This is a genomic window from Formosa sp. L2A11, from assembly GCF_009796865.1.
Lineage (GTDB): Bacteria > Bacteroidota > Bacteroidia > Flavobacteriales > Flavobacteriaceae > Formosa.
This window is the reverse complement of record NZ_CP047028.1, coordinates 714,604-738,596: the sequence shown is the minus strand read 5'-3', so window position 1 is coordinate 738,596 and position 23,993 is coordinate 714,604. Positions and strand designations below refer to the sequence as shown.

Sequence of the window (23,993 nt, the reverse complement as noted above, 5' to 3'; positions counted from 1 at the left end):
CTTAGAATAAACCGTTAATTTCGGCATCTATTCTATTTATAATGTAACCTAAATCTTCTGGGTTATCTACAAAATCTAAATTATCTACATCAATAATTAGAAGTTTTCCTTTGTCGTAACCATGAATCCAAGCTTCGTAACGTTCATTTAATCGGCTTAAGTAATCTATACTAATAGAGTTTTCGTAATCTCTACCGCGTTTTTGTATTTGTCCTACTAAATTAGGAATAGAACTTCTTAAATAAATTAATAAGTCTGGACCTTGCACTACAGATTCCATTAAATCGAAAAGAGAACGGTAGTTCTCAAAATCACGATTTGTCATTAAGCCCATGGCATGTAAATTTGGTGCGAAAATATGGGCATCTTCATATATGGTACGGTCTTGAATAATGTCTTTTCCGCTTTCTCTAATTTGAAGAACTTGTCTGAAACGGCTGTTTAAAAAATACACTTGTAAATTAAAACTCCAACGTTCCATTTGGTTGTAAAAATCATCTAAATACGGATTATCTACAACGTCTTCAAGTTGAGCTTCCCATTTAAAATGTTTAGCAAGTAATTTGGTTAGCGTAGTTTTTCCTGCGCCAATATTTCCGGCAATTGCAACATGCATAGTTTATGGTGTTATTAAATGGAATTGATTCAAATTTTTCAGATCGTAAATATACAAGGTTTGATTCGTAAGCAGAAACTGTTTTATTAATAAATCTGGTAAGTTTAGTCTTATAAAGGCAGTTGTGCCTTTTTTTAAATAGAATAAGCTATTTTCTTTCTTAAGGATTAAGTTTTCATTGCTTTCGTCTAGTTTTGTAAAACCTTCATTTTTAATTTTCTGAACTAAAGACCCGACATAGTTAAACTGATAAATAAAATCTTTAGTAAGTAGCCAGCACCAATTATAATTACTAACCATATCTAAAACTTCAGAATTTATTGGTGTCGAAGCGGCTCTTAGTGTATTTGTTTTGTAATCGAATAACTCTAGTTGTTGTGTATTGTCGTTAAAAATCCAGAATGTATTGTCGTAACCTGTAGATATATACGACGGACTTCTATACGGTGTAATGGTGTTAAAATCTATTTTATAAATCTCAGATAATCTATTATCTAAAATCATAACCGTGTTAAAATTCTTATAGAATATATTTAAACGTAAAGGATTAAAAGTGTTTGCGCTACTTATGGCTCCCAATTGCAGATTGGTGTAGTGTAATGTTTGCGAATCTGTTTGTTTAGAAAACTCGTTATTATTAATAAAATATGTGGTTTCTGGAGCATCTGTATCTATAAAAGCAGAGACTTTAAGTGGTTTTGTTTGTGCTAAAGTCACTTCTATAGCTGTTTGGCTATGCATAAATAGTGAAGAAAAAAGGAAAACGTAAAGTGTAAATTTCATAATTGAAAAGTACAAAAAACACCTGGTTATTTTAATGAATACTTTAAGATGTACATGTTAATACTCGATTTTTTTAATAAAAATTGGAAACATAATTAAACGAATTCTAAAAAGGAGAGTCTTATGAAAACAAGTTAACCACGATTAAATTAATAATTCATATGAAATCACAACTATTTAAAACGTTTTTGGTGTGTTTATTCACTTCATTTTCATTCTCTGCTTTTGCGCAAGCAGATTTTCAAGGGAAAGCCTTTTACGAATCTAAAACCACTGCAGAGATGCCAGATTTTGGAGGAAGGCAAATTAGTGATGAACAGAAAAAGAGAATGGCAGAACGTATGAAATCTATGTTAGAGAAAACATATATTTTATCTTTTAATCGTTCAGAATCTATTTACAAAGAAGAAGAGAAGTTAGAGTCACCATCGTCTTCAGGCGGAAGAGGGTTTAGAGGAGCAGATCTAACTCCTGGACCACAATACAAAAACATAAAAACAAATCAGGTTATTGTAGATCAAGAATTTTTTGGAAAACAGTTTCTTATTAAAGACAGTTTACCAAAATTAGTTTGGAAAATGGAAAACGAAACTAAACAAATTGGTCAGTATACGTGTTTTAAAGCTACAGCGGTAAAGTTAGCAAGCCAAACGGATATTACTAGTTTTAGACCTGGGCTTAGAAGAGAAGAAGATGAGGGTAAAGAAAAGGAAGAAGCAAAAACAGAGCCTGTAGAAATTACAGTAACAGCATGGTATACACCTCAAATTCCAGTAAACCAAGGTCCTGGCGATTATTGGGGATTACCTGGTTTAATTTTAGAAGTAAATGCAGATAAAACTACAATATTATGTTCTAAAATAGTATTGAATGTAAAAGATGATACCGAAATTAAAGTGCCAACTAAAGGTAAAGAAGTTACACAAGAAGAGTATACAGCAATTGTAACTAAAAAAATGGCAGAATTACGCGAGAACTTTACTGGACGACGTGGACCTGGCGGAGGAGGAAGAAGATAAGTTTAGGAAGTTTAAAGATAATTCAGATATAAAATGAAAAAAGGAGTAATTATTCTTTTGCTTTTAGCTTTTAATATAAGTTTTGGGCAATTAAAATTAGAAGGCGTTGTTAAGGATAGCGTGGGTAGCCCGCTAGAGTTAGCTAATGTTATTGCAATTAACACAGAAACTCAAGCGCTAGAATCTTACGGAATTACAGATGCAGATGGGACTTATAAAATATCCATATCTAAAAATGCGAAGTATAATGTTCAGGTGAGTTATATTGGGATGAAAACTAAGCAAGTCGCTATAGAAACCACTGATAAGAATGTATATAAAACATTTACATTAAGTAGTGATAATACGTTAGATGAGGTAGAATTGGTTTACGAAATGCCAGTTACAGTTAAAGGAGATACGATTACATATAATGCAGATTCTTTTAAAAACGGTACAGAACGGAAGCTAGAAGATGTCCTTAAAAAACTACCCGGTGTAGAAATTAATGCTGACGGACAAATTGAAGTAGAAGGTAATGTGGTTACTAAAGTAATGGTAGATGGTAAAGATTTCTTTGATGGCGATTCTAAGTTGGCCACAGAAAACATTCCTTCCAATGCTATAGATAAAGTTGAGGTTTTAAAGAATTTTGCTGAAATAGGGCAATTAAGTGCGGTAACTAATAATCAGGATAACGTTGCCATAAATATTAAATTAAAAGAAGGTAAAAAGAACTTTTGGTTTGGAGATATTACTGCAGGTGGTGGCTTTGCCGATGAGAATAGTCTGTATGTGCTACAACCAAAATTATTTTATTATAGTCCTACATATAGTATTAATTTAATTGGAGATTTAAACAATATTGGTGAAATAGCATTCTCTAGAAAAGATTACTTCAACTTTACAGGGGGATTTAAAGCCCCAAGTAAAAGTAGTGGTACCAATATAGATTTAGGAAGTAATAGTCTTGGTTTTGCCTCACTTCAAAATGATAAAGCTCAAGATATAAATACAAAATTTGGGGCAGCGAACTTTAGTTGGTCTCCAAAAGAAACATTGACTTTTAGTGGTTTCGGAATTTTTGCTAGTAATAGAATTGGTATGCAAGAAAACAATAGTATTGTTTATACGAATACAGATTTAGGTGTGCCAGATGAAATTACTCAAAGTAAAACCAATCAAAGTAGTGATTTAGGTATGTTGAAACTTAGTGTTGGGTATAAGCCAAACGCTAATAATCAATTGGACTACGATGTTATTGGTAGAATTTCTAAAGAGAATCAAGATCAGATAGAGAATTCTTCAGTAATAGGGAATACGCTTCAAAACGAATCTTCAAGTCCTTATAGTATCAATCAGAATTTAAGTTACTATTACACGCTAAAGGATAAGCATATTTTTACTTTTGAAGGTCAGCATTTGTGGCAAGATGAAGATCCATTTTATAATGCTATAATTGAAGAGAAAGAAGCGTATGAAGATGCTGCTGTAGGATTAGGATTAGATAATCTGCAATTAGATTATAATGTGAATCAGGATAAACGTGTAAAATCTAATCAGTTAGATGCCAAAGTAGATTATTATAATATATTAAATGCTAAGAGTAATATAAACTTTACATTAGGAACAATATATAGTAAGCAAACTTTTAACTCTAATATCTTTCAGGTGTTAGACGATGGTTCTACTTTCGATCCAACTCCAACTATAAATGATGGTTTAGGTGTAAATAATATAGATTATACGTTTTCAGATGTGTATGTCGGTATACATTATACTTTAAAGTCTGGAATATTCACGGTTACTCCAGGAGCAACAATACATAGTTATGTTACAGATAATGTACAGTTTAGTGATAAGTATAAAGATAATTTATTTAAAATTCTTCCAGATTTAAACGTTAGGCTTCAGCTTAAGAAGAGCGAACAGTTAACGTTAAGCTATGGTATGGAAACTCAGTTTACAGATGTTTCGCAATTGGCGAAAGGTTTAGTGATGAACGATTATAACTCGTTTTTCTATGGAAATGAAGGTTTAGATAACGCCATTTCTCATGCATTACGTTTAAGGTATACTAGTTTTAACTTGTTTAACTATACTAATGTTTTTGGAACTGTTACATACAATAAAAGTATAGATAACATTAGAAACATAACAAACTTTGAAAGTGTAATACGTACAAATTCACCTTTCAACTCAGCTTATGCCGACGAAACAGTATCTGCTAGCGGACGTTTTCAAAAACAAATAGGAAAGTTTAAGGCTTCGGCAAGTGGATCGTTCAACTATTCTAAGTTTAATCAATTTATTCAGAGTGTAAGATCTGTTAACGAAAATTACACTCAAAATTATGGAGTAGAGTTAAGTTCTAATTTTAGAAACGCACCAAACTTCGAAATTGGTTATAATTATAGTATTCAGGATAACGATCAAGGAGATACGCGAACTAAGTATTATACAGCTTCTCCTAGTGCGGAATTTAATGCTTTAATTTGGAAAGTGTTAACCTTTAAAACAGATTATACTTATAATAATTTTAGCGATGAAGATGGAAGTATTAATAGCTATGAATTCTGGAATGCATCTTTAGCATATAGAAAAAATGCAGATAGTAAGTGGGAGTTTGAATTGAAAGCAACCAACTTATTAGATACAGAATCTCAAAGCCAAAGTAGTACAAGTGATATTTCTGTAAGTGCTACAGACTACTTTATTCAACCAAGATATGTAACATTAAGAGCTGTATACTCCCTATAATAGCGATTGAATTGGGGTAAGTATATTTTTTTTAGAGGCTTAATTGCTCACTTTCAGTGTGTAAAAAACGTAGAGATAAAAAAAGATGTTTTTTTGTTTGAAACTTTAAAAAAAGTGATATATTTGCCACCGGTTTTGGGGAGATACTCAAGCGGCCAACGAGGGCAGACTGTAAATCTGCTGACTACGTCTTCGTAGGTTCGAATCCTACTCTCCCCACAAAAAAGCAAGCTTTATAGCTTGCTTTTTTTATTTTATTACTTCTTATATTATTAAGGAATTAAAATAGTATAGACATCAAATTGACTGTCTTGTGTGTACTCTGCATTCTGTATTTCAAATTCATTATAAGTAGTGAAACTGCAATGGTCTTCAGACTTGCGTTCTGCATCTACATACAGGTTGAAAATGATTTCGTCTTTAATTCTTAATTCAAAATTTACAATTTCAGTTTCCCATCCAACAGAATTGATTTGGATGGTGTTGTAATTGTCTTCATCTATAAAAGTATATTCTACGTTAGAATTGTTGTCTAAGATATTGGTTAATGTGATGTCTTCAGAATTATATGTTCCGTTTGTAAATAGGTTTTCTCCGGTTGTATTATCTGTTAATTCAAATAAAAATGGAGAAGGCGGAGTGAAGCAGTCTATATTTTCGTCATCACTACAACTTTGAAATGTAGGTGAGATACATAATAGAATAAAAAATAATTTTTTCATAATTGAATTGGTTATAAGTGATTAATTTGGTTTTTAGTAGCTTGATTAAAAGTAAAAAAAAAAGCCACTCTCAATAAAGAAAGTGGCTTTAAATAAAAAAAATATTTTATTATAAGTTGAATGCAGCTTTTACTACATCTACATAATCTAATTTCTCCCAAGTAAATAACTCTACATCTAATGTTGTAGTCTCTCCGTTAGGTTGTGTAAATGTTTTTGTAACTGTTTCTGGTTGTCTTCCCATATGTCCGTATGCAGCAGTTTCGCTATACATTGGCTGGCGAAGTTTTAAACGCTTCTCTATTTCGTTAGGACGCATATCGAATATGCTAGACACTTTTTTTGCAATTTCACCATCAGTCATATTAAAAGGACATGTTCCGTATGTGTTTACGTAAATTCCCATTGGTTCTACAACACCAATTGCGTAAGAGACTTGTACAAGAATTTCTTCACAAACTCCAGCTGCTACTAGGTTTTTTGCAATATGTCGTGTTGCATAAGCAGCACTACGGTCTACTTTACTAGGATCTTTTCCAGAGAAAGCTCCACCACCATGAGCGCCTTTACCACCATATGTGTCAACAATAATTTTACGACCAGTTAATCCGGTGTCTCCGTGAGGTCCACCAATAACAAATTTCCCTGTTGGGTTAATGTGATACTTAATGTCGTCGTTAAATAAACTTTGAGTATGTTCTGGTAATTTAGCAATTACACGAGGAATTAATATCTTAACGATATCCTCACGAATTTTAGCTAACATCACATCGTCTGTAGCAAAATCGTCGTGCTGTGTAGAAACCACAATAGCATCAATACGCTGTGGTACGTTGTCGTCGCTATATTCTATAGTTACTTGACTTTTGGAATCTGGACGTAAATACGTAATGTCTTTATTTTCGCGTCTTAATTCGGCTAATTCTTTTAATAATGTGTGAGATAGGTCTAGAGCTAAAGGCATGTAGTTTTCAGTCTCGCTTGTAGCGTAACCAAACATCATTCCTTGATCTCCTGCACCTTGTTCTTCTTTTGTATCTCTGTCTACGCCTCGGCTAATATCGTCTGATTGTTCATGAATTGCAGAAAATACGCCGCACGAACTTCCGTCGAACATGTATTCGCCTTTGGTGTAACCAATTTTATTAATAGTGTCTCTTGCTATTTTCTGTACATCTAAATAAGTCTTAGATTTTACTTCACCGGCAAGAACAACTTGTCCTGTAGTTACTAAAGTTTCACATGCAACTTTAGAATCTTCATCGAATGCTAAAAAATTATCTATTAAAGCGTCGCTTATTTGATCAGCAACTTTGTCTGGGTGTCCTTCCGACACACTTTCGGAGGTAAATAAATATGCCATAATCTAATTTATAATTATTAAATATGGAGGGGATTTGACGAAAACGTCTCAGGAAGTATAAACTGTCCTTTAGCATTTTTTAGTGAGGTTGCAATCAGTCAAATCTTTCCTCGTTATTATGAAGCAAAAGTACGTATATTATTAGAAAATCAAAAAATAGCGCTGTTAATTAAGTCTAAAAAATAAAAAGCCTTTAGAAATAAATTCTAAAGGCTTTAATATAGGTGTTAAAACGTGAGTGTTTTTAATGTTCGTTTAGTCTAAAATCAGGATATGCATCCATACCGTGTTCGTGAGCGTCAAGACCTTCTAGTTCTTCTCTTTCGGAAACACGAATACCCATTGTTTTTTTCAATATAAAAATAATAATGAATGATGTTATAATACAGAATGCTGCATAGCAAGCTACACCAGTTAACTGACTTATAAATTGATCCATTCCTGCTAAATTACCAAATAATCCAACTGCTAAAGTCCCCCAAATTCCACAAATTAAGTGAACGGCAATAGCTCCAACAGGATCGTCTAATTTTATTTTATCAATAAAGCTTACGGCAAATACAATTAATGTACCAGCAATGGCTCCAATTATAATAGCGTCTGTAGGGCTCATTTGGTCTGCTCCGGCAGTAATACCAACTAATCCACCAAGAATACCATTTAAAAACATAGTTAAATCTAAGTTTTTATACATAGCTGTAGATACTAACATACAAACAACTCCTCCTGCTGCAGCTGCTAAACAGGTTGTAACTAATGTTAATGAAGTTAATTCTGGATCTGCAGATAATACAGAACCACCATTAAATCCAAACCATCCTAACCAAAGGATTAAAACACCTGCAGTAGCTAAAGGTATATTATGTCCAGGAATAGCCTGTGGTTTTCCGTCTTTAAATTTTCCAATACGTGGGCCTAATAAGCATACAGCTACAACGGCTGCCCATCCTCCAACAGAGTGTACCAAGGTAGAACCGGCGAAATCGTAGAATCCTAATTCGTCTAAGAATCCACCTCCCCATTTCCAAGAACCTGCAATTGGGTAAATAATTCCTACATATATAATAGCAAAGATCATGAACGGTACAATTTTCATACGTTCAGCAACGGCTCCAGATACAATTGTTGCGGCTGTTGCAGCAAACATACCTTGAAATAAGAAGTCTGTCCAATAGGTGTAACCACTATTATACGCTAAGTCTAATGTGCCTTCTGCTGTAAGTGGAGAATCTAAACCAAATCCTGCAAAACCGAAAAACCCATTAAATTCTCCAGGATACATTAAGTTAAATCCTACTAGACAATATAATAAGAGGCCTATTGTAACGATAAATATGTTTTTAAAAAGTATGTTTAATGTGTTTTTTTGTCTAGTTAGACCTATTTCTAAGAATGCAAAACCAAGGTGCATGAAGAAAACAAGTGCCGTACAGATCATCATCCATACATTGTTGATTGTTAATAATTCCATATTTTAATATTTTTTAGTGTTTATTTTAGTGTTTCTCCTCCTTTTTCGCCAGTTCTGATTCTGTAGCATTCTTTAATGTCTGATACGAATATTTTTCCATCTCCAACATCTCCTGTTCTGGCAGCTTCCATAAGTGTTTTTAGGGTTATTTCTTCAAAATCGTCATTTACAACTATAGAAAGGTATCTACGTTGAATATCGCTAGTGCTATAGCTAACGCCACGATATACGTGTCCTGTTTTTTCGTTTCCAAGACCGGTAACGTCCCAGTAAGAGAAAAAGTTTACACCAATTGCATGAAGTGATGTTTTCACTTCAGAAAATTTGGATTTTCTAATAATTGCTTCTATTTTCTTCATAATTGTTTGTAGTTTATTGTTTTAGTTGATTTTAATTTACAAAAATTTATCTGATTCATACAGAATCTTTATTACGTTAAAAAGATGCCATGTTGGTACATGGCATCTTTCTTATAGATTTATAAACTTATAAAAATTAGTTCATTTTATTCAAATTCTCTAACTCTTTTTCCGTGGTATGCGATAGAGCCATGTTCAGAAATATCAAGGCCAGCGATCTCTTCTTCTTCGGTAACTCTTAATCCGCCACATGTTTTCTTAATAATAGTAAGGAAAACATAAGATAATACAATTGCCCAGAATGCATATGCAACTACGCCTATAGCTTGAGCTGCTAGTTGTGCAAATCCACCACCATTGAATAATCCAATGCCAGTATCTCCGTTTACACCCCAAAGTCCAATAACTAAGGTTCCCCATACACCGGCAACACCGTGAACAGATATAGCGCCTACAACATCGTCAATTTTTAATTTCTTTTCAATAAAACCAATAGATAATACAACAAGAATACCTCCAATTAAACCTGTTAATACAGCACCACCTTCAGTAGTGTTACCACAACCAGCAGTTATGCTAACAAGACCAGCAAGTGCTCCGTTTAATGTCATTGCTAAGTTTGGTTTTCCGTTTTTAAACCAGGTAAATAATAAGGCACTACATGCTCCTGCAGAAGCGGCTAAATTGGTTACTAAAATAACTTGAGATGCAGCGACAGAATCGTCTCCTCCCCAAGCTAATTGGGATCCTCCGTTAAAACCAAACCATCCTAACCAAAGAATGAATACACCTAAAGTTGCGTACATTTGGTTGTGACCGTGAATTTCTACAGGTTTACCGTTGATATATTTTCCTATTCTAGGACCTACCATCCAGGCGGCAACTAAAGCTGCCCATCCTCCAACAGAGTGAACAATAGAAGATCCTGCAAAATCAATAAATTCTGCTGGCATCCATGCTGCATTTAGCCATCCACCGTTCCATTCCCATCCACCAGCGATAGGGTAGATAAAAGCAGTTAATACAATGCTGAATATAGCGTATGTTGTATATTTTGTACGTCCGGCAATTGCTCCAGATACAATAGTTGCGGCAGTTGCAGCAAATACAGTTTGAAAGAATAAATCTGCTGGTCCTGTTGTGAATATAAGTCCACCCCAGTGAAAGAATCCTTCACCAGAAATGTCTGGGCCGTACATTAAAGAGTATCCTATAAACCAAAAGGCTAAAGAGCCTACAGCAATATCCAGGAAGTTTTTCATGGCAATATTGACTGCGTTTTTAGAATCTGTCATTCCGGATTCAACTAAGAAAAATCCTGCTTGCATAAAGAAAACTAGAATACCGGAAACAACCATCCAAAGCATTCCCATATCGCCTTTAATCGCTTCAGCTAAAGCGGCAGTAGCAGCGTCTTCTACTGCAGGAATTGTGTTTAAAAAAAGCATCATATATATATTAATTATTAGGGTTAGTTGAGTTAGTGAAATTTAGACGTGGTCAATTCGTCCTTTTTGCTTAGAATGCGTAGATAGCAGCAACAGTAAAGGCAGCTAAATTATCTGTAGCCATACCATCGTTGTCTAGGTATCTATCTTCAGACCAAGAGTCTATTCTAAATTCAGGCTTAATAATTAAGCTTTCAACAGTATAACTTCCTGTAAGCGTAAACGCTAATACGTCTTCGTCGTCTATGTCGTCTCCATCATAATATAATCCGTAATATTCACCTCTTAGACCTATGCTAAAAGATTCGCTAGCTGCATATTGAGGGTAAAATGCTGCACCGTAAAATCCAGATCCATCATTGTCGTTGTAAGCTGCGTTTAGGCCTAAGTAAAAAGAATCTGTTAAATCGAAACCTCCTGTATAGTCTATTTCAAAACCTAATCCATCATTGTTTCCGCTGTCGTAGTATAAGTTTAGGTATTGTCCTTTGTATCCTAACTGAGCTCCGAAAGCATATTCTCCGCTTAAAGATGTGTCATTTGTATCCCAAGGATTTGTTACAGCTAACATTAAGCTTAAATCGTCAGAAAGAGCAAAGTCTGCTTTTAATCCCATATGTGAGAATGGTCCGCTAGAAAATAAATACGATGTACTATAATTAAAATTGGCAGCAGGTGCAATAACTTCATAACCTAAAAATGTATTCCATCTACCAAAAGTTAATGTTGTTTTTTCAGATACATTCCAGTAAACATATGCTTGATTAACTATACCGTTTACAATGTCACTATTAAAAGTTGCTTCTTCTCCTCTTGGTCCAACTACCAGATCAAGTACTGCTCCTGTTTTTGCGCCTTCATAAGAAACGATAAGGTTTCCCATTCCTAAGGCGAATCCAGATTTTTTAGCAAATGCAGTTCCGAAATATTGTTCTTGATCGTCAGGTGCTGTAAAATAAGTTTGATAATATGCATCTACGCTACCGCTAATGCTAAGTTTTGGTTTCTCCTCTGTGGTGTCTTGAGCATAAATGCCAATTGATGCAAATGCTAAAGCAAGGCTAAAGATTTTTTTCATATTTCTGTGTGGGTTATTTTGTTTATAGCTGATCAAATCTAAGTAAAAAGTTTTTATACCCATTAAAAAACAGGGGGTTATAGAATATTTTTATGATTTAATCAGTTTTACCCCTAAAAAAATGAGGGTATTTTAAATAAATATTGAAAAAACAGATTTTTGTAGAATTTTATTTTGAATTAAATTAAAGTAATTGTTAATTTTTTTGAATTAAATGCATGTAAAACAGCATATTGTTAGGTAGCCTTTTGTTAATTATTAAATTTGTTGCATTTTATTGTTTTAAAAATGGTACTGAATTCGTAATTTACAAGCCTAAATAGTTGTAATAAGAAAATGAATATTAAAGTATACCTATAATGTCATAAAAGTTTAATTACAATTATTACAGTAAAAAGGATACTGTTATATTAGTGCTTGCTAGTAGCAAAAAATAACTAAACAACTAATGATTATGTTGAAGAAACAAGGGCTGTATTTGCCAGAATTTGAACACGACAATTGTGGGGCTGGATTTATTTGTAGTTTAACAGGAAGTCGGTCTAACGATATTATCCATAAAGCACTAGAAATACTAGTGAAATTGGAGCATAGAGGGGCTGTGAGTTCAGATGGTAAAACAGGAGATGGAGCAGGGATTTTAATAGATATTCCTCATGATTTTTTTGTAAAATATTGTGATTTTGAATTGCCTGCTCGTGGTGAGTATGCAGTAAGTAATATGTTCTTGCCAAAAAGGCAAAACCAACGCGAATTTTGTGTTAATACTTTTGAAAAATGTATTGCCGAACAAGGGCTTAAATTAATTGGCTGGCGTACCGCTCCGGTTAATAATAATGTAATAGGTAAAATAGCAGCAGCTAGTGAGCCTTTTATTAGACAAGTTTTTATTGGAAAAAATAATCCCGAGCAAACAGATTTCGAGTTTAATTTAAAATTATTCTCTGCACGAAAGATTGCAGAACACGCAGTATATAATTCAAAATTATCTGAATCTTCATTCTTTTACTTCCCTAGTTTATCAACCAAAACTATAATCTATAAAGGGTTGTTAATGCCTGAGGATATTAAAGAATATTATTTAGATTTATTAAATCCGTTATTAGATGCAAAGCTAGCACTAGTGCATCAACGTTTTTCAACAAACACGTTTCCAACTTGGGATTTAGCACAACCTTTCCGTTATATGTGTCACAATGGTGAGATTAATACATTAAGAGGAAATGTATCTAGAATGTTTTCTCGTGAAGAAATCATGGAAAGTGATTGGTTTGGTGAAGATATTAAACGTGTTATTCCTACAATCTTAAAAGGAAAATCAGATTCAGCTTCTATGGATATGGTTGTCGAGCTGTTGTTAATGACAGGGCGTTCTTTACCAGAAGTCATGATGATGTTAGTTCCTGAAGCGTGGGAGAAAAACACAAATATGTCTGATGCTAAAAAAGCATTTTACGAATTTAACTCATGTTTAATGGAACCTTGGGATGGGCCAGCGTCTATACCTTTTACCGATGGAAGTTATATTGGAGCGGTATTAGATAGAAATGGTTTGCGTCCGTCTAGATATACGGTTACAAAAGATGATTTTGTAATCATGTCTTCAGAAACGGGAGTTGTAGAGGTTGAACCAGAGAACATTAAATTTCATGGCCGTTTAGAGCCAGGAAAAATGTTTTTAGTTAATATGGACGAAGGTCGTATTATTAACGACGAAGAAATTAAAGAAGCGATTGCAAATAAGCATCCTTATAGAAAGTGGTTAGATAAAAATTTAATTCACTTAAAAGATATTCCTTATAGTACAGATCCTGTTGTTTTTGAAGAAGAGGATTTAGGTATAAGACAAAGTGTTTTTGGGTATACTCAAGAAGATTTAAATACTATTATTAAGCCAATGGCTCAAGCAGGAAAAGAACCAATTGGTTCTATGGGTAGCGATACTCCAATTGCTGTATTGTCTGAGCGTCCGCAATTAATTTATAATTACTTTAAGCAGTTATTTGCACAAGTAACTAATCCGCCGTTAGATGGTATTCGTGAAGAATTAATTACAGACATTAGTTTAACTTTAGGAAGTGATACTAATATTTTTGAAATTAATGAATATCACTGTCGTAAATTAAAAATTCAGAATCCTGTAATTTCTAAGCAAGATTTAGATAAAATAAAGCATCACGATAAAAGTCCAGACTATCAGGTAACATCAATTTCAATTTTATACGATGTATCTAAAGGTGTTAATGGTCTTGAAGATCGTTTAGAAGTTATTGTTAATAAGGCTGAAAAATCTATCGATTCAGGAACAAATATTATTATTCTATCCGATAGAAATATTAGTAAAACAAAAGCACCTATTCCTGCATTATTAGCGTGTTCTTATGTAAATCATGCTTTGTATAAGAGAGGTAAGCGTTCTAAAATTAGTATCATTATAGAATCTGCAGAGCCAAGAGAAGTGCATCATTTTGCATTGTTATTTGGTTATGGAGCGAGTGCTATTAATCCTTATATGGTTAATGAAATTGTAGAGCAACAATTATTGTCTCAAGATTTAACAGGATTAGAGTTTGAAGATGCTATTCAGAATTACAATAAAGCCGTAGGTAAAGGTATTTTAAAGGTTATGAACAAGATTGGGATTTCTACTTTAAATTCTTATCGTGGTTCTCAACTTTTCGAATGTATTGGTATTAATACCAAAGTTGTAGAAAAGTATTTTCCAACAACAGCAACACGTATTCAAGGTATTGGTTTAAATGAAATAGAAAAAGAAATTTCTCTTCGTCATCAATGTGCTTATAAAGTGAGAGAGATTGATGCTAATTTAGATTTAGAAATTGGTGGGCAATACAGATGGAGACGTAACGGAGAAAAACATTTATTTAATCCGTTAACTATTTCGAAATTACAAGAGTCTGTTCGTACCAATAAAAAATCTACTTATAAAGAATATGCAGAACTTGTAAATAATCAATCTAAAGATTTAATGACAATTCGTGGATTGTTTGAATTTACAAACTACGATCCTATTTCTATAGAGGAAGTAGAGCCGTGGACAGAAATTGTAAAACGTTTTAAAACGGGAGCAATGTCTTATGGGTCTATTAGTAAAGAAGCCCACGAGAATTTAGCCATTGCGATGAATCGTATTGGAGGAAAAAGTAATTCTGGTGAAGGAGGAGAAGATCAAGAACGTTTTTATAAAGATCCTGATGGCGATTGGAAAAACAGTGCAATCAAGCAAGTGGCTTCAGGGCGTTTTGGAGTAACTTCTAATTACCTGACAAGTGCAAAAGAGATTCAGATTAAAATGGCGCAAGGTGCGAAGCCTGGTGAAGGCGGACAATTACCTGGACCAAAAGTGAATCCTTCGATCGCAAAAACACGAAATTCTACGCCTTATGTAGGATTAATTTCACCACCACCACATCACGATATTTATTCTATTGAAGATTTATCTCAATTAATTTACGATTTAAAATCTGCTAACAGAGAAGCGCGTATAAACGTTAAATTAGTATCAGAAGTTGGAGTGGGAACAGTAGCTGCCGGTGTTGCAAAAGCAAAAGCAGATGTTGTTTTAGTTTCAGGGTTTGATGGTGGTACAGGAGCATCTCCTTTAACATCTTTAAAACATTGTGGATTACCTTGGGAATTAGGAATTGCAGAAGCACAACAAACTTTAGTAATGAACGATTTAAGAAATCGTATTGTTTTAGAGTGTGACGGACAGTTAAAAACAGGACGTGATGTTGCTGTAGCGTGTTTATTAGGAGCAGAAGAATTTGGTTTTGCAACGGCGCCTTTAGTGGCTTCAGGTTGTATCATGATGCGTGTGTGTCATTTAAATACATGTCCAGTAGGTATTGCAACTCAGAATCCAGAACTACGTAAAAAATTCAAAGGGAAACCAGAACATGTTGTTAACTACATGTACTTTGTTGCTCAAGAGTTGCGTGAAATTATGGCGCAATTAGGATTTAGAACCATTAATGAAATGGTTGGACAATCGCAAAAATTAGATCGTAATCAAGCTATCGAGCATTATAAAGCTTCAGGGATAGATCTAACACCAATCTTACATAAGGTAAAAACAGAGCCTTACGTAAAATTATATAACACAGAAAAACAAGAACATCATTTAGAAAGTCATTTAGACTTCGAAATTATTAATAAAGCGCATCCAGCGTTATTCCGTAAGGAGAAAACATATTTAGATTTTCAAATAACAAACGTAGATCGTGCCGTTGGTGCAGTAGTGAGTAACGAAATATCTAAAATATATGGAGCGCATGGTTTACCGGAAAACACATTAAACTTAAACTTTACAGGATCTGCAGGACAAAGTTTTGGAGCATTTGCTACCAAAGGTTTAACGATGATTGTTAATGGAAACACGAACGATTATTTAGGAAAAGGACTGTCTGGAGCTAAAGTGATAATTAAAGTGCCAGAAAAAGCAACTATTGTTCCTGAAGAGAATGTTATTACAGGAAACGTAACCTTATATGGTGCAACTTCTGGAGAGGTTTATATTAATGGTAAAGCAGGAGAGCGTTTTTGTGTAAGAAATTCAGGAGCCCAAGCGGTTGTAGAAGGTATTGGAGATCACGGTTGTGAATATATGACTGGTGGTGTTGCTGTAGTACTTGGTGAAGTTGGAAGAAATTTTGGAGCTGGTATGAGCGGAGGTATTGCTTTTGTTTTAGATGAAAAAAATACATTTAAGGATCATTGTAATTCTGAAGCGCTTAACTTAGATCCTGTAGTTTTAGATGAAGATATTTTAACCTTAAAAACGTTAATTGAAAATCATTATAATGCAACTTTAAGTCCGTTAGCACAACGTATTTTAGAACAATGGGAAGCATACTTACCTAAGTTTGTCAAGGTTTTACCAGAAGAATATAAGCAAGCTTTAATTAAATTAGAACAAGAAAACCTTGTAACGCAATAGATATTATGGGAAAAATAACAGGATTTTTAGAATATAAACGCGAAATTGAAGGTTATGAACCTGTAGAAGAGCGTATAAAAGACTACAAAGAATTTACAATTCCATTATCTGAATCGCATCTAAAAAATCAAGGTGCGCGTTGTATGGATTGCGGAATTCCATTTTGCCACAGTGGTTGTCCGCTAGGTAATTTAATTCCAGATTTTAACGATAAAGTATATAAAGGAAAGTGGAAAGAAGCAGCAGCGATCTTGCACTCGACAAATAATTTTCCAGAATTTACAGGAAGACTTTGTCCTGCGCCTTGCGAAGAAGCATGTGTGTTAGGGATTAACGAAGATCCTGTGACTATAGAGAATATTGAAAAAAACATAGTAGAAACAGCCTTTAAAGAAGGTTGGATTGTAGCGCATCCTCCAAAACAACGTACGGGTAAAACGGTTGCTGTTATTGGTGGCGGACCTTCAGGTTTGGCAGCGGCACAACAATTAAACCGTGCAGGACATTTAGTAACTCTTTTTGAGAGAGATGATAAAGTTGGTGGGTTAATGCGTTATGGTATTCCAGATTTTAAATTAGAAAAGCAAATCATAGATCGTCGTGTTGAGGTTTTATCAGAAGAAGGTATTATATTTAAAACCAATGCACATGTTGGTGTAAATGTAGATGCAGATAAGCTTAAAGCAGATTTTGATGCAGTTGTGTTGTGTGGTGGTGCTACGGTAAGACGTGGTATGCCAATTCCAGGAGCAGAATTAAACGGAGTTGTTCAGGCTATGGATTTTTTAAAGCAAAATAATAAGCGTGTAAGCGGAACCAAAGCATTTGAAAAAGAGATTTTAGCAACCGATAAAAATGTTATTGTTATTGGAGGTGGAGATACTGGATCAGATTGTATTGGGACATCTAATCGTCATGGTGCAAAATCGGTTACCAATTTCGAGATTTTAGATAAACCGTCAGTAGGAAGACCTGCAAATCAGCCTTGGCCGTATTGGCCTATGAAATTGCGTACAAGTTCTTCGCATAAAGAAGGTGTAGAGCGTTTCTTTAGTATTTCAACAAAAGAGTTTTTAGGAGACGAAAACGGAAATTTAAAAGGGTTAGTTACAGCCGAAGTAGAATGGATTTTTAAAGAAGGTGAGCGCCCGCAATTAAAAGAGCTTCCTGGAACTGAAAAAACATGGGATTGCGATTTAGCGTTATTGGCTTTAGGTTTTACAGGGTCTGAAAAAACACTTCCAGAGCAGTTAGGCTTAGAAATGGATTTTAGAACCAATATTAAGGCAGATACTAATGATTATATGTCTAACGTGCCAGGCGTTTTTGTTGCGGGAGATATGCGTCGTGGGCAGTCTTTAATTGTATGGGCAATTTCCGAAGGTAGACAAGCTGCTTATCATGTAGATGCCTATTTAATGGGGGCGTCTAATTTACCTCTTAAAACAGGAATTGATTTACCTCGAGTTTAAATCATAATTAAAAAGTAAATATTTATAATTTTCATAGGTTCTTAATTTAAGAATTAAGATATTTGAAAGACATATGAAAAACATTCTAGTAAATATCATTTCTATTAGTGTCGTTGTGATTCGTTCGCGAGGGTAAAAAGGGAGTGTGTTTATTCTAATAATAAAATTAAAGCCTTCCATTTTTATGGAAGGCTTTTTTGTTTCAATATGGGATAGAAAACACTGTTGTTTTATAAGATTATTTAGAGTTAAAAACGTAAAATAACGATGGGTTTTTGTAATCGATTTTATAATAAAACCTGAATTCTGAAAAAAGCCGTTTTTTTTATAATAAAAAGAAGAAATTGAACGTCATATATAAATGGATTTAAAACACTTTAAATCAGTTGTTTAGATGTTTATTTTTGGTGGTGGATTTAGTCTATATGTGTTGATGTAAATTCGCTGAAAAATGACAAAAAATTAATTTAGTACTCTCAAAGGAATTAGAAGAGAGCAAAAGCTTTTAAAAACATATGAAAAACTTAAAAAAGTATAGTTACGCGGTCACTCAAGATGCTTCTTTGCCTGCTGCTCAAGCAATGTTGCATGCTATTGGGTTAACAGATGATGATTTGCAAAAACCATTTATTGGTATTGCTAGTACAGGTTACGAAGGGAATCCTTGTAATATGCATCTTAACGACTTAGCGACTCATGTTAAAAAAGGAACGCAGAATGCCGATATGGTTGGATTAATTTTTAATACAATTGGTGTTAGTGATGGTATATCTAATGGTACACCCGGAATGCGTTATTCATTAGTCTCTAGAGATATCATTGCAGATTCTGTAGAAACGGTTGTTGAAGGAATGAGTTACGATGGTGTTGTTACCGTTGTAGGTTGTGATAAAAATATGCCAGGTGCCTTAATGGGGATGCTTCGATTAAATAGGCCATCAATTTTGGTTTATGGAGGTACAATTGCTTCTGGTTGTCATAAAGGAGAAAAGCTTGATATTATTTCTGCTTTTGAAGCTTATGGAAAAAAAGTAGCAGGAACTATCGAAGATTCAGAGTTTAAAGAAGTAGTACATAAGGCATGTCCAGGAGCTGGAGCTTGTGGTGGTATGTATACTGCAAACACTATGGCATCTGCAATAGAAGCTTTAGGGATGTCGTTGCCTTTTAACTCTTCTACTCCTGCTGTTGGAGAAGATAAATTAAAAGAAAAGGAATGTGTTAAAGCAGGAGAAGCTTTACGCTATTTATTAGAAAATGATATAAAACCATCAGACATTGTATCTAAAAAGTCGTTAGAAAACGCGTTTAGATTAGTGACTGTTTTAGGAGGTTCTACAAATGCAGTACTTCACTTTTTAGCAATTGCTAAAGCTGCAAAAATAGATTTTACATTACAAGATTTTAAACGCATTAGTGATACAACTCCATTATTGGCAGATTTAAAGCCTAGTGGTAAATATTCTATGGAAGATTTACATGGTATTGGAGGTATTCCTGGTGTTTTAAAATACATGTTAGAAAACAATATGCTTCACGGAGACTGTTTAACGGTTACCGGAAAAACTATTGGAGAAAACTTAAAAGATGTCCCTAATTTAGTTGAAGGACAAAAAATTATAAAACCACTTGAAGCGCCTATTAAAGAAACAGGTCATATTAGAATATTATTCGGAAACCTAGCAACAGAAGGTGCTGTAGCAAAAATTACTGGTAAAGAAGGTTTATCTTTTAAAGGTATAGCTAATGTTTTTAATAGTGAAGCTGAGGTAAATGAAGGTATCGCTCATGGTAAAGTAAAGAAAGGTGATGTAATCATTATTCGTTACGAAGGTCCTAAGGGAGCACCAGGTATGCCAGAAATGTTAAAACCTACATCTTCTATTATGGGAGCTGGTTTAGGAAAAGATGTCGCTATGATTACCGACGGACGTTTCTCAGGAGGATCTCATGGTTTCGTGGTTGGCCACGTTGCCCCAGAAGCACAAGATGGAGGAAACATTGCTTTAGTAGAAAATGGTGATGTTATTTTTATTGATGCAGAAAACAATACTATAGATATTGAAATCTCTGAAGAGCTATTAGCTAAAAGAAGAGCGAATTGGGTTGCTCCAAAATTAAAAGCAGAACGAGGAGTATTATATAAATATGCGAAAACAGTATCGTCTGCATCTAAAGGATGTGTGACTGATGAATTCTAATTTTTTACTATGAACACAGAAACAGTAAAAACTACAAATACCGCTACAGAAAAGACCGTGCGTATTTCGGGGAGCGAGGCTATCATTAAATGTTTGTTAGCTGAAGGTGTTGAGATTCTTTATGGATATCCAGGAGGAGCTATAATGCCTGTTTACGATGAACTTTATAAATATAGAGACAAAATTCATCACGTCTTAGCACGTCATGAACAAGGTGCTGCACATGCAGCCCAAGGTTATGCACGTATTTCTGGAAAAGTAGGAGTCGCCATGGCAACTTCTGGTCCAGGTGCAACAAATCTAATAACGGGTATCGCAGATGCTCAAATAGATTCTACGCCTTTAGTCTGTATTACTGGTCAGGTATCTTCTCATTTATTAGGAAGTGATGCTTTTCAGGAAACAGATATTGTAGGTATTTCTACTCCGGTTACCAAATGGAATGTTCAAGTTACAAAAGCTTCAGATATTCCTGAAGTGATTGCTAAAGCATTCTATCTTGCTAAAAGCGGACGTCCGGGACCTGTGTTAATAGACATTACTAAAGATGCTCAGTTTGAAGAGTTCGATTTTAAATATGAAAAATGTACTTCGGTACGTAGTTATAAAGCAGTTTGTAAAACCAATCATGCGGCAGTAAAAGACGCTGCAGATTTAATTAATAGCGCTAAGAAACCAATGATAGTTTGGGGACAAGGTGTTATTTTAGGAAAAGCTGAAGAAGAATTAAAAACAGTTATTGAAAAGGCAGGAATCCCTGCGGCTTGGACAATCTTAGGAGCTTCGGCTGTGCCAACAGAACATCCTTTAAATATAGGAATGGTTGGTATGCATGGTAATTATGCGCCAAATATGTTAACTAACGAATGCGACGTTTTAATTGCTATTGGTATGCGTTTCGACGATCGTGTAACGGGTAATTTAGCAACTTATGCGAAACAAGCAAAAGTTATTCATTTTGAAATTGATCCTGCAGAAATAAATAAAATTGTAAAAACTGATGTTGCTGTTCTTGGAGATGCGAAATCTAGTTTAACAGCATTAATACCACTTTTAGAGGAAAAATCATATCCAGAGTGGCATCAAAAATTCAAAGATTTATATGCTATTGAATTTGAGAAAGTAATAAAAGGAGATATACACCCAACCAAAGGCGGTTTAACCATGGGGGAAGTATTAAATCAGATAAATATAGAATCTAAAGGAGATGCTGCTATTGTTTCAGATGTTGGTCAGCATCAAATGATTGCGTGTCGTTATGCAAAATTCAACAAAACCAAAAGTAATATTACGTCTGGAGGTTTAGGAACTATGGGGTTTGCATTGCCAGCTGCTATTGGAGCAAAAATGGCTGCACCGGAACGCGATGTTGTTGCTGTTATTGGAGATGGTGGTTTTCAAATGAATATTCAAGAGTTAGGAACCATTTTTCAGCAAAAAGTACCAGTTAAGATTGTAATTTTAAATAATGAATTCTTAGGTATGGTTCGCCAATGGCAACAATTGTTTTTCGATAAGCGTTACGCGTCTACCGAAATGACAAATCCTGATTTTGTAGCTATTGCTAAAGGGTATTATCTTGAGGCTAAAAAAATTACAAAACGTGAAGAATTAGCCGATGCTGTAGCCGAAATGATGGCTTGCGAAGGTGCATATTTATTAGAGGTTTGCGTAGAGAAGGAAGATAATGTTTTCCCGATGATACCAACAGGAGCTTCAGTTTCAGAAATTAGATTAAGTTAATTATGGAAGATACTATAAACACATATACCATATCTATTTATACCGAGAATAATATTGGTCTTTTAAATAGAATTTCAGCGATTTTTCAACGCAGACATATTAATATTGAAAGTATAAATACATCTATTTCCGAAATAGAAGGCGTGTCTAGGTTTACTATAGTGGTAAATCTTAAAGAAGAACGTATGAAGAAAATCATCGGTCAGATAGAAAAACAAGTAGAGGTTATTAAAGCTTACTATCATACAGATGAAGAAACGATTTATCAAGAATCTTGTATGTTTAAGTTAAAATCTGATTTATTATTTGAAGAACGCGAAATTCAAAATATAATAAGAGATAGTAACGCAAGAATTATACACGTTAATAAAGAGTTTTTTGTACTTGAAAAATCAGGTAAAAGAAATGAAATAGAACAATTATATCGCGATTTTAGTGCCTATGGCATTATGCAATTTGTGCGTTCTGGACGTATTGCAGTGACTAAACAAGAAATGAAAATATCACAAATGCTAGTAGCATTTAATTAATTAAAACAAAATGGCAAATTATTTTAACACCTTATCATTAAGACAAAAATTAGAACAATTATCAAAATGTCGTTTCATGGCATCTTCAGAATTTGAAGATGGTGTAAATGCATTAAAAGGTAAAAAAATCGTCATTGTAGGATGTGGCGCACAAGGATTAAACCAAGGATTAAACATGAGAGATTCTGGTTTAGATATTTCTTATACATTACGTGCGGCAGCTATTAAAGAAAAACGTGCATCTTACGTTAATGCTACTGAAAACAATTTTACTGTTGGAACTTACGAAGAATTAATTCCAACTGCAGATTTAGTATTAAACTTAACTCCAGATAAGCAACATACAAATGTTGTTAAAACGATTATGCCTTTAATGAAAAAAGGATCTACATTATCTTATTCTCATGGTTTTAATATAGTTGAAGAAGGAACTCAGGTTCGTGAAGACATTACAGTAATTATGGTTGCTCCAAAATGTCCAGGAACAGAGGTTCGTGAAGAATATAAGCGTGGTTTTGGTGTGCCTACATTAATTGCAGTACATCCTGAAAATGATCCTGAAGGAAAAGGTTTAGCATGGGCTAAAGCGTATGCTGTTGCTACAGGAGGACATAAAGCAGGAGTTTTACAATCGTCTTTTGTTGCAGAGGTTAAGAGTGATTTAATGGGAGAACAAACTATTTTATGTGGTGCGTTACAAACTGGATCTATCTTGTGTTTCGATAAAATGATTGAAGAAGGTATCGAGCCAGGTTATGCTGCTAAATTAATTCAATACGGTTGGGAAACTGTAACAGAAGCTTTAAAGCATGGTGGTATTACAACCATGATGGATCGTTTATCTAATCCAGCTAAAATTAAAGCGTTTAAATTATCTGAAGAATTAAAAGATATTTTACGTCCGTTATTTGAAAAACATATGGACGATATTATCTCTGGTCATTTCTCTAAAACAATGATGGAAGACTGGGCTAACGATGATGTTAACCTTTTAACTTGGAGAGCTGCTACAGGAGAAACTGCATTTGAAAAAACGCCGTTAACTTCAGAAAAAATATCTGAACAAGAATTTTTTGACAATGGAGTATTAATGATTGCTGTAGTTAAATCTGGTGTAGAATTAGCATTCGAAACTATGGTAAGTTCAGGAATTATTCAAGAATCTGCTTACTACGAGTCTCTTCACGAGTTACCATTAATTGCAAATACAATTGCAAGAAAGAAACTTTACGAAATGAACCGTGTAATTTCAGATACTGCAGAATACGGTTGTTACTTATTCGATCATGCAGCAAAACCAATGTTAGTAGATTTCATGAAAGGAATTAAAACTGATGTGATTGGTAAGCCTTACGGAACATCTAACGCCGTTGACAATATTGAATTAATTGCAGTAAACGATGCTATTAGGAATCATCCTATTGAGGCGATTGGAAAATCGTTAAGAACAGCCATGACTGCAATGAAAACAATAAAAACTGAAGCATAG

16 protein-coding genes and 1 tRNA gene are annotated in these 23,993 nt (G+C 34.1%); 9 read left to right on the top strand and 8 right to left on the bottom strand.

The genetic code is table 11. The features are described 5' to 3' along the window. Window position 1: 1 nt before the first annotated feature. Both GQR95_RS03320 and GQR95_RS03315 read right to left on the bottom strand, forming a co-directional pair. Window positions 2-616 (bottom strand): deoxynucleoside kinase, encoded by a 615-nt coding sequence (locus GQR95_RS03320; RefSeq protein WP_159021797.1) that lies wholly within the window; start codon window positions 614-616, stop codon window positions 2-4. Window positions 617-619: 3 nt separating this feature from the next. Next, on the bottom strand, window positions 620-1,399 hold the full coding sequence (locus GQR95_RS03315; RefSeq protein ID WP_159021796.1) for a hypothetical protein: 780 nt from the start codon (window positions 1,397-1,399) through the stop codon (window positions 620-622). A gap of 161 nt (window positions 1,400-1,560) precedes the next feature. On the opposite strand from GQR95_RS03315, the gene GQR95_RS03310 reads away from it, so the two are divergent. The 3 genes from GQR95_RS03310 (at window position 1,561) to GQR95_RS03300 (ending at window position 5,376) form a co-directional block, all read left to right on the top strand. Then, a complete protein-coding gene (locus GQR95_RS03310; RefSeq protein WP_159021795.1) occupies window positions 1,561-2,418 on the top strand; it encodes a GLPGLI family protein in 858 nt (285 codons plus the stop codon). Window positions 2,419-2,451: 33 nt separating this feature from the next. Further along, window positions 2,452-5,157, top strand: a complete 2,706-nt coding sequence (locus GQR95_RS03305; protein ID WP_159021794.1) for a carboxypeptidase-like regulatory domain-containing protein — start codon at window positions 2,452-2,454, stop codon at window positions 5,155-5,157. A 137-nt stretch (window positions 5,158-5,294) separates the two neighbouring features. Beyond that, a tRNA-Tyr gene (locus tag GQR95_RS03300) sits at window positions 5,295-5,376 on the top strand. 53 nt (window positions 5,377-5,429) lie between these two features. Here GQR95_RS03300 and GQR95_RS03295 read toward each other — a convergent pair. From GQR95_RS03295 to GQR95_RS03270, 6 genes are all read right to left on the bottom strand, one after another. After that, window positions 5,430-5,879 (bottom strand): hypothetical protein, encoded by a 450-nt coding sequence (locus tag GQR95_RS03295; protein ID WP_159021793.1) that lies wholly within the window; start codon window positions 5,877-5,879, stop codon window positions 5,430-5,432. A gap of 109 nt (window positions 5,880-5,988) precedes the next feature. Then, window positions 5,989-7,242, bottom strand: a complete 1,254-nt coding sequence (metK, locus tag GQR95_RS03290; RefSeq protein ID WP_159021792.1) for a methionine adenosyltransferase — start codon at window positions 7,240-7,242, stop codon at window positions 5,989-5,991. A 244-nt stretch (window positions 7,243-7,486) separates the two neighbouring features. After that, window positions 7,487-8,713 (bottom strand): ammonium transporter, encoded by a 1,227-nt coding sequence (locus GQR95_RS03285; RefSeq protein ID WP_159021791.1) that lies wholly within the window; start codon window positions 8,711-8,713, stop codon window positions 7,487-7,489. A 20-nt stretch (window positions 8,714-8,733) separates the two neighbouring features. Continuing rightward, window positions 8,734-9,072: a P-II family nitrogen regulator gene (locus GQR95_RS03280; RefSeq protein WP_159021790.1), complete on the bottom strand. Its 339-nt coding sequence runs from the start codon at window positions 9,070-9,072 to the stop codon at window positions 8,734-8,736. 146 nt (window positions 9,073-9,218) lie between these two features. After that, the gene (locus GQR95_RS03275) at window positions 9,219-10,523 is read right to left on the bottom strand and encodes an ammonium transporter (RefSeq protein ID WP_159021788.1); all 1,305 of its coding nucleotides are present in this window, start codon (window positions 10,521-10,523) and stop codon (window positions 9,219-9,221) included. Between the two features lie 67 nt (window positions 10,524-10,590). Next, entirely contained in the window at window positions 10,591-11,598 is a 1,008-nt protein-coding gene (locus GQR95_RS03270) for an outer membrane beta-barrel protein (protein WP_159021787.1), read from the bottom strand. A 454-nt stretch (window positions 11,599-12,052) separates the two neighbouring features. Between GQR95_RS03270 and gltB the strand changes: the two genes are divergently transcribed. The 6 genes from gltB (at window position 12,053) to ilvC (ending at window position 23,993) form a co-directional block, all read left to right on the top strand. Next, window positions 12,053-16,558 carry a glutamate synthase large subunit gene (gene gltB / locus GQR95_RS03265; RefSeq protein WP_199269637.1) on the top strand — a complete coding sequence of 1,502 codons (4,506 nt, stop codon included), beginning with the start codon at window positions 12,053-12,055 and terminating at the stop codon, window positions 16,556-16,558. 5 nt (window positions 16,559-16,563) lie between these two features. Then, on the top strand, window positions 16,564-18,030 hold the full coding sequence (locus GQR95_RS03260) for a glutamate synthase subunit beta (protein ID WP_159021786.1): 1,467 nt from the start codon (window positions 16,564-16,566) through the stop codon (window positions 18,028-18,030). Window positions 18,031-18,545: 515 nt separating this feature from the next. Beyond that, on the top strand, window positions 18,546-20,231 hold the full coding sequence (ilvD, locus tag GQR95_RS03255; RefSeq protein WP_159021785.1) for a dihydroxy-acid dehydratase: 1,686 nt from the start codon (window positions 18,546-18,548) through the stop codon (window positions 20,229-20,231). A 9-nt stretch (window positions 20,232-20,240) separates the two neighbouring features. Beyond that, complete coding sequence (ilvB, locus tag GQR95_RS03250; protein WP_159021783.1) at window positions 20,241-21,974, top strand: biosynthetic-type acetolactate synthase large subunit; 1,734 nt, start codon at window positions 20,241-20,243, stop codon at window positions 21,972-21,974. A 2-nt stretch (window positions 21,975-21,976) separates the two neighbouring features. Then, on the top strand, window positions 21,977-22,504 hold the full coding sequence (gene ilvN / locus GQR95_RS03245) for an acetolactate synthase small subunit (protein WP_159021782.1): 528 nt from the start codon (window positions 21,977-21,979) through the stop codon (window positions 22,502-22,504). A gap of 10 nt (window positions 22,505-22,514) precedes the next feature. Then, window positions 22,515-23,993, top strand: a complete 1,479-nt coding sequence (gene ilvC, locus GQR95_RS03240; RefSeq protein ID WP_159021781.1) for a ketol-acid reductoisomerase — start codon at window positions 22,515-22,517, stop codon at window positions 23,991-23,993.

What these genes read in the sequence shown, in the direction of transcription:
- GQR95_RS03320 (WP_159021797.1), bottom strand. Translation starts at nt 616, where the DNA reads ATGCATGTTGCAATTGCCGGAAATATTGGCGCAGGAAAAACTACGCTA.
- GQR95_RS03315 (WP_159021796.1), bottom strand. Translation starts at nt 1,399, where the DNA reads ATGAAATTTACACTTTACGTTTTCCTTTTTTCTTCACTATTTATGCAT.
- GQR95_RS03310 (WP_159021795.1), top strand. Translation starts at nt 1,561, where the DNA reads ATGAAATCACAACTATTTAAAACGTTTTTGGTGTGTTTATTCACTTCA.
- GQR95_RS03305 (WP_159021794.1), top strand. Translation starts at nt 2,452, where the DNA reads ATGAAAAAAGGAGTAATTATTCTTTTGCTTTTAGCTTTTAATATAAGT.
- GQR95_RS03295 (WP_159021793.1), bottom strand. Translation starts at nt 5,879, where the DNA reads ATGAAAAAATTATTTTTTATTCTATTATGTATCTCACCTACATTTCAA.
- metK (WP_159021792.1), bottom strand. Translation starts at nt 7,242, where the DNA reads ATGGCATATTTATTTACCTCCGAAAGTGTGTCGGAAGGACACCCAGAC.
- GQR95_RS03285 (WP_159021791.1), bottom strand. Translation starts at nt 8,713, where the DNA reads ATGGAATTATTAACAATCAACAATGTATGGATGATGATCTGTACGGCA.
- GQR95_RS03280 (WP_159021790.1), bottom strand. Translation starts at nt 9,072, where the DNA reads ATGAAGAAAATAGAAGCAATTATTAGAAAATCCAAATTTTCTGAAGTG.
- GQR95_RS03275 (WP_159021788.1), bottom strand. Translation starts at nt 10,523, where the DNA reads ATGATGCTTTTTTTAAACACAATTCCTGCAGTAGAAGACGCTGCTACT.
- GQR95_RS03270 (WP_159021787.1), bottom strand. Translation starts at nt 11,598, where the DNA reads ATGAAAAAAATCTTTAGCCTTGCTTTAGCATTTGCATCAATTGGCATT.
- gltB (WP_199269637.1), top strand. Translation starts at nt 12,053, where the DNA reads ATGTTGAAGAAACAAGGGCTGTATTTGCCAGAATTTGAACACGACAAT.
- GQR95_RS03260 (WP_159021786.1), top strand. Translation starts at nt 16,564, where the DNA reads ATGGGAAAAATAACAGGATTTTTAGAATATAAACGCGAAATTGAAGGT.
- ilvD (WP_159021785.1), top strand. Translation starts at nt 18,546, where the DNA reads ATGAAAAACTTAAAAAAGTATAGTTACGCGGTCACTCAAGATGCTTCT.
- ilvB (WP_159021783.1), top strand. Translation starts at nt 20,241, where the DNA reads ATGAACACAGAAACAGTAAAAACTACAAATACCGCTACAGAAAAGACC.
- ilvN (WP_159021782.1), top strand. Translation starts at nt 21,977, where the DNA reads ATGGAAGATACTATAAACACATATACCATATCTATTTATACCGAGAAT.
- ilvC (WP_159021781.1), top strand. Translation starts at nt 22,515, where the DNA reads ATGGCAAATTATTTTAACACCTTATCATTAAGACAAAAATTAGAACAA.